Here is a 13,897-nt window from a genome sequence, read left to right on the forward strand (position 1 = left end):
TGAGCGAATTTTTTATATTCAGAAGATGCATGCATGGCGCATCATCCAAGTGGCCCGTTTGAGCCGTTGTGCTAGATTTTGCTCATTCCTGCCCCTTAAACAAACGTAATTCCTGCAGCATTAGCATGAGCTTTATGAATGAACCCGCGAAAACTTACCCCCTCCATGTCGTTATTGGTCGCCTTTGAAGCTGCCGCCCGACATTGCAGTTTCACCCGGGCGGCCGATGAGCTGGCGCTGACGCAGAGTGCCGTCAGTCGGCAGGTGCAAACCCTGGAGTCGTTGTTGGAGGTCCCGCTGTTCAAACGCGAAGGCAGACGCATCGAACTGACCGCGGCCGGTGCGCTGTATCAGCATGAATTGGCCGCTGCACTGAGCCGTATTCGTAGCGCGACCTTGCAAACCATCGCCTTCAACTCTCAGAGCGGAACGCTGCACCTGGCGGTACTGCCGACTTTTGGCTCGAAATGGCTATTGCCACGCCTGAAGGATTTTTATGCCGGGCACCCGGGCATTCAGGTGCACATCCATTCGCGCATCGTTCATTCCGATCTGTCGTCGGCAGCCAGCGAGATGAACGCCATTATCTTCGCGGGCGCCGGCAACTGGCCGGGTTACATCACTCATGAACTGGTGTCCGAAGAACTGATTGTGATTGCCAGTCCCGAGGTCGTATCTGCGCCAGCGTCGATACAGCCGATCGAGATTGCCAAACAGGCGTTGCTGAGTGTCGTGACCCGACCCCATGCCTGGTCGGAGTGGTTCGAAAAACAGCGGTTGGACCACAGAGCCATGCGCCTGGGCCCGAGTTTCGAACTCACCTCACATTTGATCCAGGCCGTTGTCGCCGGGATTGGTGTCGGGCTCGTGCCGCGAATCCTGGTACAGGATGAGATCGATAACGGGGACCTGATCGAACTGTTCGAACCCATCAGCAGCGACCGAAGCTATTACCTCGCTTATCAACACCGGTATCAGAACCTGCCTGCTCTGGTCGCGTTCAGGGAGTGGCTGCTGGGCTTGCCTTTGCCTGGGCGCCTGTAGGAGCGAGCTTGCTCGCGATGGACTCAAGGGCGACGGGATTACTCAGAAAATACGCGTTATCGTTAACGTCCATCGTCGGAACGCCGCCCGGACCAATCGAGCGTCGACCGGCTGCTCCTACACCGGCATTACGGCCTGCCTGCGGTGTTTTTGAAAGGTAGCTTCGCGTGAACTGCCGTCCACCGCCTGTTGCGTCGCGTGTCGAGGGTTGCCAGCTCATGAGTGAGCCGCGTAGGTGACTCCCCGGTGACTTCGCACAGCAGCGCTGTTATCGCTTGCCCGTTAACCGTGCCGTGCTCTTGCAGAAGATCCGCCACCGCGGTGACAGCGGTCCAGTAACGGCGCACCAGACAGCTGGCCCGGGCGATTGCCCGGGATTCGGCGTCGAGCAGCTTGCGTGCGGGCAGCAAACTGATCAATTCGAAACCCCGGCGCCGGTCACCCCAGCCGCTGCCGCTGATGAATTGGTCGGATTTGCTGTGCCTGTAGACGGCTTCGGCCACGGGGCCGGCGAAGCAATGGAGAAGGTCGCGTTCAATAGACTCGACCATAGAGGGCAGGTATTCAGCAATTCCGGGGGCGTCGAAGGAGGGGTGCGGGACACAGTAATCAGCCTCGACCAACCCCTCGACGTGTTGCGGGTTGCCGCGCAGATCAATCATTGGGCCGGTGCAGGCTTCCGTCCTGGTGCGCACAGTGACGCGCTCTATGTGCTGATCATTCCACCAAAAGGCCAGGGCGTGGCCAGCTTCGTGGATGGCCGTGCGGCGCGGGCGCTTATTCATGGTCTGGTTCTCTCCCGTGCAGGTCGCGTACTCCATACCCGCTGCTCCATCTCCACAGGTCAAGTAAAAGATTATGCCTATCAAGACCTAATACGCCACCTATTAGCTGACTGCTTTATAGGGGTCTAACCTTAGCGGAGCGCTGGTGAAAACTGGCCGGTTGAGACCTGATAAGAGATACGAACAAGTCAGAAGCGTACTAGGCTTGCCGTGGGCCACCGTGCTGGCAACTCGATTGCTGCTATCCGGGTTTTCCGTGTGACCACGACGATCAATTGATCGAACAGCTGGCCCTGCAGCCTATGTCATTGATTTCGCTCGTCGCTATTGCGCCCATGTCGGGCCGGATAGTCGGATGAACACGACCAAAGGTAGCTCACACATGGCAACTGAATCGAAATGCCCGTTCAATCACGCCGCCGCGGGCGGTGGCCCGTCGAACCGCGACTGGTGGCCGAACCAACTCAATCTGAAGATCCTGCACCAGCACTCGTCCCTGTCCGACCCCATGGAGGAGGGCTTCAACTACACCGAAGCGTTCAAAAAGCTGGACTTTGAGGCGGTCAAGCAAGACCTGCATGCGCTGATGACCGATTCGCAAGACTGGTGGCCAGCGGACTTCGGTCACTATGGGCCGCTCTTTATTCGCATGGCCTGGCACGCCGCAGGCACGTACCGCACCGGTGACGGGCGTGGTGGTGCCGGCTCCGGTCAGCAACGCTTCGCGCCGCTCAACAGCTGGCCGGACAACGTCAGCCTCGACAAGGCGCGCCGGCTGCTCTGGCCGATCAAGCAAAAGTATGGTCGTAACATCTCCTGGGCCGATCTGATCGTTCTCACCGGCAACGTCGCGCTGGAGTCCATGGGCTTCAAGACCTTTGGTTTTTCCGGCGGTCGTCCGGACGTCTGGGGACCGGATGAAGACGTCTACTGGGGCTCCGAAAAAACCTGGCTGGGGGGCGACGTGCGCTATGGCAAAGAGCAGAGCCCTACCGTCCAGGAGCGCAACCTGGAGAAACCGCTCGCCGCGGTGCAAATGGGCTTGATCTACGTCAACCCGGAAGGCCCGGAGGGCAACCCGGACCCGCTCGCTGCTGCGGTGGATATCCGCGAAACCTTCGCTCGCATGGCGATGAATGACGAAGAAACCGTGGCACTGATCGCCGGCGGCCACGCCTTCGGCAAGACCCACGGCGCCGGGCCTGCGACCAATGTGGGCGCCGACCCCGAAGCCGCCGGCCTCGAACAGCAGGGCCTGGGCTGGAAGAGCGCCTTCGGTACCGGTAAAGGCGGCGACACCATCACCAGCGGCCTGGAAGTGACCTGGACCACCACGCCCACAAAATGGAGCAACAACTACCTGGAAAACCTGTTCGGCTTCGAGTGGGAGCTGACCAAGAGCCCGGCGGGCGCGAACCAGTGGACGGCGAAAAACGGCGCCGGCGCGGGCATCATTCCGGATGCTCACGACCCGTCCAAGCGGCGTAATCCGACCATGCTGACCACGGACCTGTCCCTGCGATTCGACCCGATCTATGAACCGATTTCGCGGCGCTTCCTGGCGAATCCCGATCAGTTGGCCGACGCCTTCGCCCGTGCCTGGTTCAAGCTGATCCACCGCGACATGGGGCCGCTCTCGCGCTATCTCGGCCCGGAAATGCCGAACGAAGTGCTCCTGTGGCAAGACCCCATCCCGACGGTCGACCATACCCTGGTCAACGACAGCGACATCGCCGCACTCAAGGGCAAACTCCAGTCCTGTGGCCTGACAGTCTCGCAGCTGGTATCAACTGCTTGGGCGGCGGCTTCCATCTTCCGTGGCTCCGACAAGCGCGGCGGTGCCAACGGTGCACGTCTGCGCCTGGCCCCGCAGAAAGACTGGCCGGCCAACCAGCCTGAGCAACTGGCGAAGGTGCTGGCGACCCTCGAACGTATCCAGAACGAGTTCAACGACGCGCAGTCCGGCGGCAAGAAGATCTCGCTGGCGGACCTGATCGTGCTGGCCGGTAGCGCTGGCGTCGAACAGGCGGCGAAAAATGCCGGCCAGACCGTCACGGTGCCGTTCACGCCAGGACGCATGGACGCGACCCAGGAACAGACGGATGTCGAGTCTTTCGGCTTTCTCGAACCCATCGCCGATGGCTTCCGTAACTACCTCAAGACCCGCTACCGCGTACCGGCCGAGGCCTTACTGATCGACAAGGCGCAACTGCTGACACTCACCGCGCCGGAAATGACGGTGCTCATTGGCGGCCTGCGTGTGTTGAACACCAACGTCGGACAAACCCCGCACGGGGTCTTCACCAAGCGGCCGGAAGCGTTGACCAACGACTTCTTCAGCAACCTGCTCGACATGGGCGTGGAATGGAAGCCGGTCTCGGACGCCAATGAAGAGTTTGAAGGACGCGATCGCAAAACCGGCGACCTCAAATGGACAGGCACCCGTGTCGATCTGGTCTTCGGCTCGAATGCGCAGTTGAGGGCGTTGGCTGAGGTCTATGCCAGCAGCGACGCGCAGGAGAAGTTCGTGAAAGACTTCGTAGCGGCCTGGACCAAAGTGATGAACCTTGACCGCTTCGACCTCAGGTGACGCGAGCGTTGGACCCTGGGTCTTGAAGTGGACCACCTCGACCTGATCGCTCAGGTCGGGGGCTCCAGGGAGGTTGCCATTCCTGAGCGTATTCCGGCCTGGAATACGCCCATGAAAATCATGAATTTTATTTATCGTTTGGGATCTCGTAGCGTGTCTCCTTCTACATAAGGAGATGACCCCGTGAATAATTCCCGCCTGCGCCTGTACGTCGACTCTCAATTCGCCAGCCCCTATGCCATGTCGGCTTTCGTGGTACTTCGCGAAAAGGGCATCGAGTTTGAAATGAGCCCGCTGGACCTCGAAGCGTCCGAAAACCAGGCGCAGGGCTATGCCAGCCTCTCGCTGACCCAGCGCGTACCCACACTCGTGCATGGCGACTTCGCCTTGTCTGAATCGTCGGCGATCACTGAGTACCTGGAAGACGTTTTGCCCCAGACGCCGGTTTACCCACAAGACCTGATGCAGCGTGCGAAGGCACGACAAGTCCAGGCATGGCTGCGCAGTGACCTGCTGCCCATTCGGCAGGAGCGAACCACATTGGTGGTGTTTTATGGCCTCAAATCAGAGCCCTTGTCGCCAGCTGCCGAGTCGGCAGCGCGCAAGCTGTTCGGTGCCGCACAAGCGCTGCTGGCCGACAACCGCGAGTACCTGTTCGGCCAATGGTCGATCGCCGATGTGGATCTGGCCTTGATGCTCAACCGGCTGATACTCAATGGTGACTCCGTGCCACCGGCGCTGGTGGAATACGCGCAGCGCCAATGGCAGCGACCTGCGGTGCAGGAGTGGGTCAAGCTGCAACGTCCTGCGATGTAGCGGCACTCGCATCATATTGACGAGGATCTTCCCGACGGCGCAAACCTGCCGTCGGGAAGGCGCAGTTGCGGTCTGCGCACGCGCAGCTTTTTGCCAAGCGCTTCGTCGTCCTGCTATAGGCCGACCTTTAAGCTCAATTGGATGCATGCACTACTGGGTAGCCGAAGTTCGCTGGTAGGCCAGTATCGCTGCCGCAAGGTCTTCTACCGATGCACCAACAGATTTGAACATCGTCATGGCCTGCTCTGAATCCTTCAGCGCAGAACGCCCCGCATGTTTCCCGGCACACAGCTCGCTAAACTCGGCGATGACATCTTTTTCACTGATGATCCCATCGCGGATAGGCTGGATCAGGTCGCCGGTCTCTGCCAGCGCCCCTTCGCGCGTATCGACAAATATAGTGCAGCGCGCCGCGACGTCGTCGTCAACTTCTCGCATGGATGGGGTAAAGCTACCGACCAGGTCGAGATGCACACCCGGCTTTAGCCACTTGCCCCTGATGACCGGCTCTGTGGCCAAAGTGGCACAACTGATGATGTCAGCGGCTGCCGCTGCTTCCGGTAAGCCTTCGAGTGTCACCGCTCTGGCCGAGATCCCCTGAGCAGAAATGTCGTTGGCGAATGCTTGAGCTGCATCGACGTTAAGGTCGTAAACGACCACTTCTTCAAGATCGCGAACCGAGCGGTGTGCACTGACCAGGTAGCGGCCCATTCGACCAGCACCCACCATCAACAATCGAGTCGAATCGGGGCGTGAAAGATAACGTGACGCTAAAGCCGAGGCGGCCGCCGTGCGACGAGCAGTCAGCTCGTTGCCTTCAAACTGACCCAATGGCAAACCTGTTTTCGCACAACTCAGCAGATAGTGGCTGCTGAGTCCAGGTTGGCCTTTCGCATTGTTTCCAGGGAAGACGTTCACTTGTTTGACGCCGAGGTACTCACCCTCGATCCAGGCCGGCATCAACAGAAGCATTGCCGCGGGATCGCCAGGTACCTCGATTTTGTGGTGGTGACGCACAGGAGAGTGCACCGTGCGAGTGAAGATATCGGACAGAGCTTCGATCAGCGCGTCCCAAGGAAGTGCTTCGGCCAGTTGCTGGGCATTCAGGTACATGAGAGACACTCGACATTGAAGGTGTCTCCATCCTAATATGGGTATCCAGGCGCGCCTTGTTCGCAGCTATCAGGTTTTTGACTCAGACTACTGAGAAGGTTTGAATGTGGAAACGTTACTGCGAACTAACCACATTGCTACAAGCCAGGGCACACATAGTCACGATCACCCGCAAATCCTGATAGGTCATCAAGGCATCATGCAGTGCGAACTGCCTGGAAGCAGTGGAACGATAGCGCGCGGTTCTATTGGGATCCTTCCCGGTGCTGTGGAACATCACTACCATGGCCGCTCCGAAACGTGTCGGTTGCTGGTCATTGATATCAATCCCGAGGACGTCTTCATAAATGCCTTGGAAGAAGTCTGTCTATCATCGGTCAAGGCGCGGTTGCTCGATCAGCCTGAACTGCTAAGCCCGACCTCAAGCGTGTTGAGCCTGCTGGATTGGGCTGATACTCAACTGCAGCAAACTTCTTTACATGACAGACCGGCATTCCAGTATCAGCTGATCACCGTGTTCCTCACTCATCTGATGATGCATGACGGGCATGCTTCGGCAACAGTTCCTGTGGAGCGGCGCCTGGATAGGCAACGGCTTGACTCATATATTGATAAGCATCTTCACCGTGGTATCGACAACGATGAATTGGCGAACCTTTGCTATGTAAGCACGAGTCACTTGTACGTACTTATGCGACAACTATCGGGTCTGAGCCCTCAACAGTATGTAGCCAGCCGGCGAATGATTAAGGCTCAAGCACTGCTCATCAGTCGAAAATTGAGTTTGGGGCAAATAGCTGAAATGGTGGGGTTTTCCGATGGCGCTAGCTTCAGTCGAGCCTATCGGCGTCATTTCGGAGAGGCTCCGAGTAAAATTCGCGGATGACCGTTTAGCAATATTGAATGCGTACCGTTTCATCGGCCACAGATGATCATCTGTGTTGGAGTAGCATGTGCTCATGCGATCCGGGGATCCAGATTAGGTCAGCACCATCTGCCCGCCTTCGCGCATGCGCACGAAGCAGGCGCCGCGCTGTCCGTCCCGCAGCTTGCAGTCACGAGGACACAGGTCGCACTGAATTCGGCCATCGGGCAGGTTGTGCCACCAGCGGCCCGAGTAATGTCCAGACAGGTCATTCATAAAGCAATGACTGCGACAGCGATAGTGTCATGAGAGATCGCTAGGGCGCGCTATTTGATCTGCACAATGACCGGACCTTCCGTTACGATCGGCGGCTTCGCGTGGATATTCGAGGCATTTTTCTGAATCCAGTCGCGCGCGACTTTCAAGCTCGCATCGGTGCCGGCCTTGTCCGTGCAAACAGTCACCGCCGTGCCGCCATCACCGGTATTGAGCAGTGTGTAGCTGACGAGGCCAGGCACTGTCCGCAGGGTAGCTTCGACGTCGGCGTTGCGCTCTTCTATAAGCTCGAAAAGCTGCTTTGCTCCAGTACCCAAGTAGGTTCTTATAACCGCATACATAGTCGTCTCCTTTGGGAGTTACCGTCTTGATGCCCATCCAGATCCGTTGATGGCCGCTATCACTCAGGTTTCAGTTCGTCCCGGTTTATTCAGCTTAGCCAAACGCCGGCGACAAGCGAAATGCAACGACCATCGGCAGCTTCTGGCCCCAACGCAGCCTTTCATGCATCTGCAAATCAAAGTGCACCAAGTGAACCCAGGGGGCACCCTTCAAGCCTTGATCCAGAACCGTTACGTTACCTGGCTGCCTGCTGCCAGGTTGCGAAGTAACCATTCACTGAAGCTGCGCGCCAACGGGTTGTTCTCACTATCACGATGGGTCAGCAAGGCCCAGTTGGGGCCACGAATGGTTGCCTCAACCAAGGGTTGTAACAGCCCATTGGCGCGCGCTTGCCGACTCAATAATTGGCTGACCAAGGCGATACCGAGCCCTGCACAAGCGGCGTCCAACAGCAGGCCGGGGTCGGAGAAGTTCAGCCCCTGATCCTTCTGACCTACATCTATACCAGCCTCCACTGCCCAGTGACTCCAGTCCATTTCCCGCTCGCCATGGAGGGTTGTGCGCTGTTCGCTGGGCACCGCCAACAGGCTTGGATGGCAAGCCGGGTACAGGCGGTCAGCGTGCAGCACCTTGAAGCTGCATTCGGCCTGGGAGCTGATGTCATCTCGCACAGCGAGGTCGATGGTCTGGCTCGTCATGTCCGGGACTTCATCGGTACTGAATATCCAGAGATCAACTTCCGGATGCTGACGGCGGAAATCTTCCAGGCGTGGCAGCAGCCAGTGACGGGCGAACGCCGGGGTGGTGTTGAGGACCAGTTGGTTGGGTTTCTGGTACTGGCCAAGGCGGCGAATGCCGACAGCAAGTTGTTGCAGCAGTGCCTGTGTGGTGCTGAGCAAGTCGTGACCGGCATCGGTCAGGCTGACGCTGCGTCCATTGCGAAAGAACAAGGGTTGTTCCAGGTAAGCCTCAAGGCTGCGGATCTGCTGGCTGATTGCCGACTGGGTGAGGTGCAACTCTGCGGCTGCCTTGTGGAAACTGCCCAGCCGGGCGGCGGCTTCAAAGCCGCGAAGGGTGCCGAGAGGCGGCCAGTGTTTGAGCATATCGATAAGTTCCTCTAATCAGTTGCCTGCAAAATCCATCGTTTGTTAGCCCGTTTTTACAGTCGTAGCATGCATGCCAAGACCGCCAAGGCAGTTTTAGTGAACACAATAACTTAACTAAAAGGGCTTTTTATCATGCAGCATGTCATGCAGCAGAATGAAATTCGAAACACGGGTTGGATGATGCCCGCAGAGTGGGTCAGGCACGCCGCGACCTGGATGGTTTGGCCGCACAATAAGGTGCTATGGGAATCGGGTTGGGGCGTCACACTGCCGCTGGTACAAGAAGATTTCGCTCGCGTGGCCAACGCCATTGCCCGGTTCGAACCGGTGAAAATGGTCGTTGACCCTTCTGCTGTAGCGAGTGCCAAAGCGTTGTGTGGACCCAACATTGAACTGATCGAGCTGGCGGTGAACGACAGTTGGTGCCGGGACTCCGGCCCGAGCTTCGTCTGCCACCCGCAACAGGGTCTGGCCGGTGTGAGCTGGCGCTTCAACGCGTGGGGTGGGAAGTCGGCCTTTGACCTGGACGAAAGCCTGGCGCGCCGGGCCCTCAATTACCTGGGCGTGCAGTGCTTTGGTACAGCACTGAGTAACGAAGGCGGCGCCATTCATGTCGACGGCGAGGGCACGCTGATCACCACTGAGTCGGTATTACTCAACCCCAATCGTAACCCGGGCATGAACAAGGCTGAGATGGAGGAGATCTTCACTCGCCTGCTAGGCGTGAAGAAGACCGTCTGGCTGCCGGGCGATTCAGACTATGTGACCGGCGACATGACCGACGGCCATGTCGATGGCGTGTGCGCGTTCGCTCGCCCTGGCGTGTTGCTGGTGGACGCCACCCACGACAAGGGTTCGGTGTATGCCGAAGTTGTACGCGAAAACCGTCGCGCGCTGGAACTGGCCACCGATGCTCGGGGCCGCAAGTTCGAGCTGATCGAATTGTATGAAGCCACCGATGCGGTGGACACCGAGGCTGAAGTGTTCTGTGCCTCCTACACCAACTTCTACATCGCCAACAACGCCATCATCATGCCGGCCTACGGCATCGATGCCGACAACGCGGCTGCCGAAGTGTTGGCTCAGGCCTTCCCCGACCACGAAGTGGTACCGGTGCGGATCAATCATCTGGCCCATGGCGGCGGCGGTGTGCATTGCATCACCCAGCAACAGCCCGCCTGGCCACTGGAGGGTTGATGCCATGACCCTGTTGACGATTGCCACCACCCAGATGCCCTGTACCTGGGACTTGCAACACAATCTCGATCAGGCCGAGCGACTGGTACGTGAGGCGGCGGCCAAGGGTGCCCAGATCATTCTGTTGCAGGAGCTGTTTGCCACACCGTATTTCTGTATTGAGCAACATCACAAACACCTGGCACTGGCTGAAGAATATCAGGACAGCACGGTGCTGAAACGCTTTGCCGCGCTGGCCAGGGAACTGGGTGTGGTGCTGCCGCTGAGCTGGTTCGAGAAGGCGGGCAATGCCTACTTCAATTCGTTGAGCGTGGCCGATGCTGATGGGCAGCTGCTGGGTGTGTATCGCAAGACGCATATACCCAACGCCATCGGTTATCAGGAGAAGGAATACTTCAGCCCTGGCGATACCGGCTTTCGTGTCTGGGACACTGCTTTTGGGCGCATAGGTTTGGGCATCTGTTGGGATCAGTGGTTCCCCGAGACCGCACGCTGCCTGGCGTTGATGGGCGCCGAAGTCTTGCTGTTTCCCACCGCCATCGGCTCTGAACCTGGCTGTGCAGCATTGGATTCACGTGACCACTGGCAGATGACCATGCGCGGCCACGCCGCCGCCAACATCCTGCCGGTAGTGGCAGCCAACCGCATCGGTCGAGAAGTGGCGACCACCGATCCGACCCTGCAGATGAGCTTCTACGGCTCGTCCTTTATCTGCAACCACAAGGGCAAGCTCCTCGCCGAGGCCGACCGTGACAGCACCGGCGTGCTGGTCCACAGCCTGGATTTGACGGCCATGCGTGAAGAGCGCCTGAGCTGGGGGATCTACCGCGACCGCCGTCCGGACATGTACGGGGCGTTGTTAAGCCAGGACGGTCGTCACCTCAATGCACGCTGGAATACTCAAGGGGTTTGACATGCACATTTCCAACAAGCTGTTGATGGGCGCTTTGGGATTGGCCCTTGGCGGTGTCGTGTCGTCGCTGCACGCGCAGGAGAAAACCCTCAGGCTGTACAACTGGGCCGACTATTTTGCCGAGGACACCTTGGCCCGATTCACCGCCGAAACCGGGATCAAGGTGATCTACGACGTCATGGATGGCAGCGAAACGCTGGAAGCCAAGATGCTGGCCGGCGGCAGTGGTTATGACCTGATCTTCCCGGGCGACACCGTTGGCGAGCGTCTAATGCGCGCCGGCAGCCTGCAGCCGCTGGACAAGTCAAAGCTCACTGCCCTGGACGACATCGAACCCGGTCTGCAGAAGCTGCGTACCCATTATGTGCATTCGAGCCAGGCCACCGTCCCCTACACCTGGGGCACCATCGGCCTGACCTACAATGCCGAGCAGATCAAACAGCGCATGCCGGATGCCCCGGTCAACAGCCTGGACATGCTGTTCAAACCGGAGCTGGCCGCCAGGTTTGCGGACTGCGGTATCTCCCTGATCGATTCGCCGGACGAAGTGCTGGCGGTGGTGCTTAATTACCTGGGCCGCGAGCCACGCAGCGCCAGACCCGAGGACCTGGCGGCGGCGGGTGAGCTGCTGCTCAAGCTACGGCCGTACATTCGTAAATTCCAGTCGCAGCCGGTGACCGATCTGGTTAACGGCAACCTGTGCCTGTCGCTCGGTTACAGCGGGGATATGACTCAGGCGCAACGCACGGCTGATAGCGCCGGCAAGAAAACCACGTTCCAGTACCGTGTTCCTCGTGAAGGCACCACCGTGTGGATGGACACCATGGCGATTCCTGTCGACGCCAAACATCCGGAGTACGCCTATGCGTTCATCAACTTCGTCATGCGCCCGCAGAACATGGCAGCCATCAGTAACTTCACCGGTTACCCCACCTCCAATGCCAAGGCACGTCCGAGCGTCGATGCAACTATGCGCAACAATCCGGATATTTACCTCGACGATGCCACTTATGAACGGCTGATTCCCGGCAAGGACATTGCGCAGGCCGATATGCGGGCGCGCATGCGGGCCTGGACCAAGTTCAAGACGGCCACTACCCAATGACTTCAGACAAACATTCAGGGATCAACACATGTCGACTCGTCGCGAGTTCATCAAGCAAGTATCGGTCGTTGCCGGTTTGGGCGCGGCAGCGTCCTTCGGACTGGGCCTGACGCCCTTGCACGTGCAAGCGTCCACACCGGGCAACTGGCGCATGCCGGATGAGGGCGACAGGCACCGGCGGGCCTTCATCGCTTTTGGCGCACAGGAGGCCGTTTGGGAGGATTTTACCGCTGACGTGCAAGCGGCCATTGGCTTGATCGCTCGCACCATCGCCCGCTATGAGCCGGTGACCGTGTTCTGTCGCGAGAGCGAGCAGGATCTGGCCGAAGAGCACTGTGGCACGACTAACATCACCTACGTCACCACCGAGCTGGACGATATCTGGATGCGCGATATCGGGGCCAACTTCGTCAATGATGGGGAAGGTGGGCTCGGCGCCGTGGATTTCAACTTCAATGGCTGGGGCAACAAGCAACAGCATGCCGATGATGCGCAGCTGGCCGCTTTGGTCGCCCAGACAGCTGACGCCAGCTATATCCGCAGCCAGCTGGTGGGCGAGGGTGGCGGTATCGAAGTGGATGGCCACGGCACGGGAATCATGACCGAAAGTAGCTGGATCAATACCAACCGCAATCCCGACCGGAGCAAGGCAGACATAGAGGAAGAACTGAAGAATAGGCTTGGCTTGCGCAAAATCATCTGGCTGCCTGGAATCAAAGGCAAAGACATCACGGATGCCCATGTCGACTTCTACGCCCGCTTCGTCAAGCCAGGAGTAGTGATCGCCAACCTCGACAACGACCCTGAGTCATATGACCACTCAGTGACGCTTGCCCATCTGGAAATTCTCAAGAATGCCACTGATGCCGATGGCCACAAGCTGCAAGTGCACACCGTATCGCCCCCGCTCAATCCACGAACGAGTATGTTCAGCAAAAACAATCCAGACTTCGCCGCGGGCTACATCAACTATTTCGTGATCAATGGTGCGGTCATTGCGCCCGAGTTCGGTGACAAGGCGGCAGATACGAAAGCCTTTGATCTGTTGTCTGAACTCTACCCGGACCGTGAGGTGGTGCAGCTCAACATCGACGCAATCGCCGCCGGTGGTGGCGGCATCCACTGTGTGACCAGTCACCAACCGTGCTGATCGCGGAGTTTGCCCGGCTGTATCCCGGTATCAGCTTCGATTTCGATCTGACCCCGCGTCAGGTCGAACTGGTAAGTGAGCCGGTTGATGTGGTCATTCGCATGGGCGAGCCGGCGAGTTCGAACCTGATTGCCCGCAAGCTTGCCAGTTTGCGCCGCTGTCTTTACGCCTCACCCCGTTACCTAGAACTGTCCGGTGAGTCTGTTCATCCCTCGGACCTGACCAACCACGAATGCCTGCGACTGCGCGGAACGCGTGCTGACCGCTGGATACTCTCCAGCAGTGAAGGGGAGGTGGAGGTTGGGGTTAGCGGGAGATTCGAACTCAACAGCGTGGGAATGATTCGACGTCTGGCGACGCTGGATCTGGGGATCGCGTTACTGGCGGAAGGTATCGCTGCGCAAGACCTTGCCAATGGCACGCTGCGCAGAGTCTTGCCGCAATGGCAGGCCTCGCCCATCTCGGTTTATGCCCTCACCGAGACGCGGCTGTTGCCAGCGAAAACCCAACGGTTTATCGAGTTTCTGCGTGAGCGACTTGAGGATGCTTAATGGCGTCCCTTGGAAAAAGGGGCAGGCAACCGCAACCTCGCCCC

General features: G+C 58.6%; 13 protein-coding genes and 1 pseudogene. 9 read left to right on the plus strand and 5 right to left on the minus strand.

What is annotated here, in order from left to right:
- The first annotated feature begins 138 nt into the window (after positions 1–138).
- The gene (locus AC3I0A_RS10865; protein WP_489377768.1) at positions 139–1,044 is read left to right on the plus strand and encodes a LysR substrate-binding domain-containing protein; all 906 of its coding nucleotides are present in this window, start codon (positions 139–141) and stop codon (positions 1,042–1,044) included.
- A gap of 128 nt (positions 1,045–1,172) precedes the next feature.
- Here AC3I0A_RS10865 and AC3I0A_RS10870 read toward each other — a convergent pair whose 3' ends face one another.
- Entirely contained in the window at positions 1,173–1,829 is a 657-nt protein-coding gene (locus AC3I0A_RS10870; RefSeq protein WP_489378475.1) for a hypothetical protein, read from the minus strand.
- Positions 1,830–2,184: 355 nt separating this feature from the next.
- On the opposite strand from AC3I0A_RS10870, the gene katG reads away from it, so the two are divergent.
- Both katG and yfcF read left to right on the plus strand, forming a co-directional pair.
- Positions 2,185–4,419 (plus strand): catalase/peroxidase HPI, encoded by a 2,235-nt coding sequence (gene katG / locus AC3I0A_RS10875; RefSeq protein WP_489377769.1) that lies wholly within the window; start codon positions 2,185–2,187, stop codon positions 4,417–4,419.
- A gap of 183 nt (positions 4,420–4,602) precedes the next feature.
- On the plus strand, positions 4,603–5,235 hold the full coding sequence (gene yfcF / locus AC3I0A_RS10880; protein WP_489377771.1) for a glutathione transferase: 633 nt from the start codon (positions 4,603–4,605) through the stop codon (positions 5,233–5,235).
- 150 nt (positions 5,236–5,385) lie between these two features.
- Here yfcF and lhpI read toward each other — a convergent pair whose 3' ends face one another.
- Positions 5,386–6,348, minus strand: coding sequence for a bifunctional Delta(1)-pyrroline-2-carboxylate/Delta(1)-piperideine-2-carboxylate reductase (lhpI, locus tag AC3I0A_RS10885; RefSeq protein ID WP_489377773.1), 963 nt, complete (start codon positions 6,346–6,348; stop codon positions 5,386–5,388).
- A 106-nt stretch (positions 6,349–6,454) separates the two neighbouring features.
- Between lhpI and AC3I0A_RS10890 the strand changes: the two genes are divergently transcribed.
- Positions 6,455–7,234: a helix-turn-helix transcriptional regulator gene (locus AC3I0A_RS10890; protein ID WP_489377774.1), complete on the plus strand. Its 780-nt coding sequence runs from the start codon at positions 6,455–6,457 to the stop codon at positions 7,232–7,234.
- 93 nt (positions 7,235–7,327) lie between these two features.
- Here the strand turns inward: AC3I0A_RS10890 and AC3I0A_RS10895 are convergent, their stop codons facing one another.
- The 3 genes from AC3I0A_RS10895 to AC3I0A_RS10905 form a co-directional block, all read right to left on the minus strand.
- Positions 7,328–7,489, minus strand: coding sequence for a hypothetical protein (locus AC3I0A_RS10895; protein WP_489377775.1), 162 nt, complete (start codon positions 7,487–7,489; stop codon positions 7,328–7,330).
- Between the two features lie 50 nt (positions 7,490–7,539).
- A complete protein-coding gene (locus AC3I0A_RS10900) occupies positions 7,540–7,830 on the minus strand; it encodes a hypothetical protein (RefSeq protein WP_489377776.1) in 291 nt (96 codons plus the stop codon).
- A gap of 231 nt (positions 7,831–8,061) precedes the next feature.
- Entirely contained in the window at positions 8,062–8,934 is an 873-nt protein-coding gene (locus tag AC3I0A_RS10905) for a LysR substrate-binding domain-containing protein (RefSeq protein WP_489377777.1), read from the minus strand.
- Positions 8,935–9,081: 147 nt separating this feature from the next.
- Here AC3I0A_RS10905 and AC3I0A_RS10910 point away from each other — a divergent pair, with 147 nt between their 5' ends.
- The 5 genes and pseudogenes from AC3I0A_RS10910 to AC3I0A_RS10930 all read left to right on the plus strand — a co-directional run.
- Complete coding sequence (locus AC3I0A_RS10910; protein ID WP_489377778.1) at positions 9,082–10,134, plus strand: agmatine deiminase family protein; 1,053 nt, start codon at positions 9,082–9,084, stop codon at positions 10,132–10,134.
- Between the two features lie 4 nt (positions 10,135–10,138).
- Positions 10,139–11,047 (plus strand): N-carbamoylputrescine amidase, encoded by a 909-nt coding sequence (gene aguB, locus AC3I0A_RS10915; protein ID WP_489377779.1) that lies wholly within the window; start codon positions 10,139–10,141, stop codon positions 11,045–11,047.
- A gap of 1 nt (position 11,048) precedes the next feature.
- Positions 11,049–12,152, plus strand: coding sequence for an extracellular solute-binding protein (locus AC3I0A_RS10920; protein WP_489377780.1), 1,104 nt, complete (start codon positions 11,049–11,051; stop codon positions 12,150–12,152).
- 28 nt (positions 12,153–12,180) lie between these two features.
- Positions 12,181–13,302 carry an agmatine deiminase family protein gene (locus AC3I0A_RS10925; RefSeq protein ID WP_489377781.1) on the plus strand — a complete coding sequence of 374 codons (1,122 nt, stop codon included), beginning with the start codon at positions 12,181–12,183 and terminating at the stop codon, positions 13,300–13,302.
- Positions 13,299–13,853, plus strand: a pseudogene (locus AC3I0A_RS10930) (substrate binding domain-containing protein); the annotation flags it as partial. The gene AC3I0A_RS10925 and the pseudogene AC3I0A_RS10930, both read left to right, overlap by 4 nt.
- Between the last annotated feature and the right edge of the window lie 44 nt (positions 13,854–13,897).

Source organism: Pseudomonas sp. KH_024_B2, assembly GCF_057839965.1.

Coding starts and splice junctions, on each gene's coding strand:
- AC3I0A_RS10870 (WP_489378475.1), bottom strand. CDS start 1,829: ATGAATAAGCGCCCGCGCCGCACGGCCATCCACGAAGCTGGCCACGCC.
- AC3I0A_RS10865 (WP_489377768.1), top strand. CDS start 139: ATGAACCCGCGAAAACTTACCCCCTCCATGTCGTTATTGGTCGCCTTT.
- AC3I0A_RS10895 (WP_489377775.1), bottom strand. CDS start 7,489: ATGAATGACCTGTCTGGACATTACTCGGGCCGCTGGTGGCACAACCTG.
- AC3I0A_RS10905 (WP_489377777.1), bottom strand. CDS start 8,934: ATGCTCAAACACTGGCCGCCTCTCGGCACCCTTCGCGGCTTTGAAGCC.
- aguB (WP_489377779.1), top strand. CDS start 10,139: ATGACCCTGTTGACGATTGCCACCACCCAGATGCCCTGTACCTGGGAC.
- AC3I0A_RS10910 (WP_489377778.1), top strand. CDS start 9,082: ATGCAGCAGAATGAAATTCGAAACACGGGTTGGATGATGCCCGCAGAG.
- lhpI (WP_489377773.1), bottom strand. CDS start 6,348: ATGTACCTGAATGCCCAGCAACTGGCCGAAGCACTTCCTTGGGACGCG.
- katG (WP_489377769.1), top strand. CDS start 2,185: ATGAACACGACCAAAGGTAGCTCACACATGGCAACTGAATCGAAATGC.
- AC3I0A_RS10925 (WP_489377781.1), top strand. CDS start 12,181: ATGTCGACTCGTCGCGAGTTCATCAAGCAAGTATCGGTCGTTGCCGGT.
- AC3I0A_RS10900 (WP_489377776.1), bottom strand. CDS start 7,830: ATGTATGCGGTTATAAGAACCTACTTGGGTACTGGAGCAAAGCAGCTT.
- AC3I0A_RS10920 (WP_489377780.1), top strand. CDS start 11,049: ATGCACATTTCCAACAAGCTGTTGATGGGCGCTTTGGGATTGGCCCTT.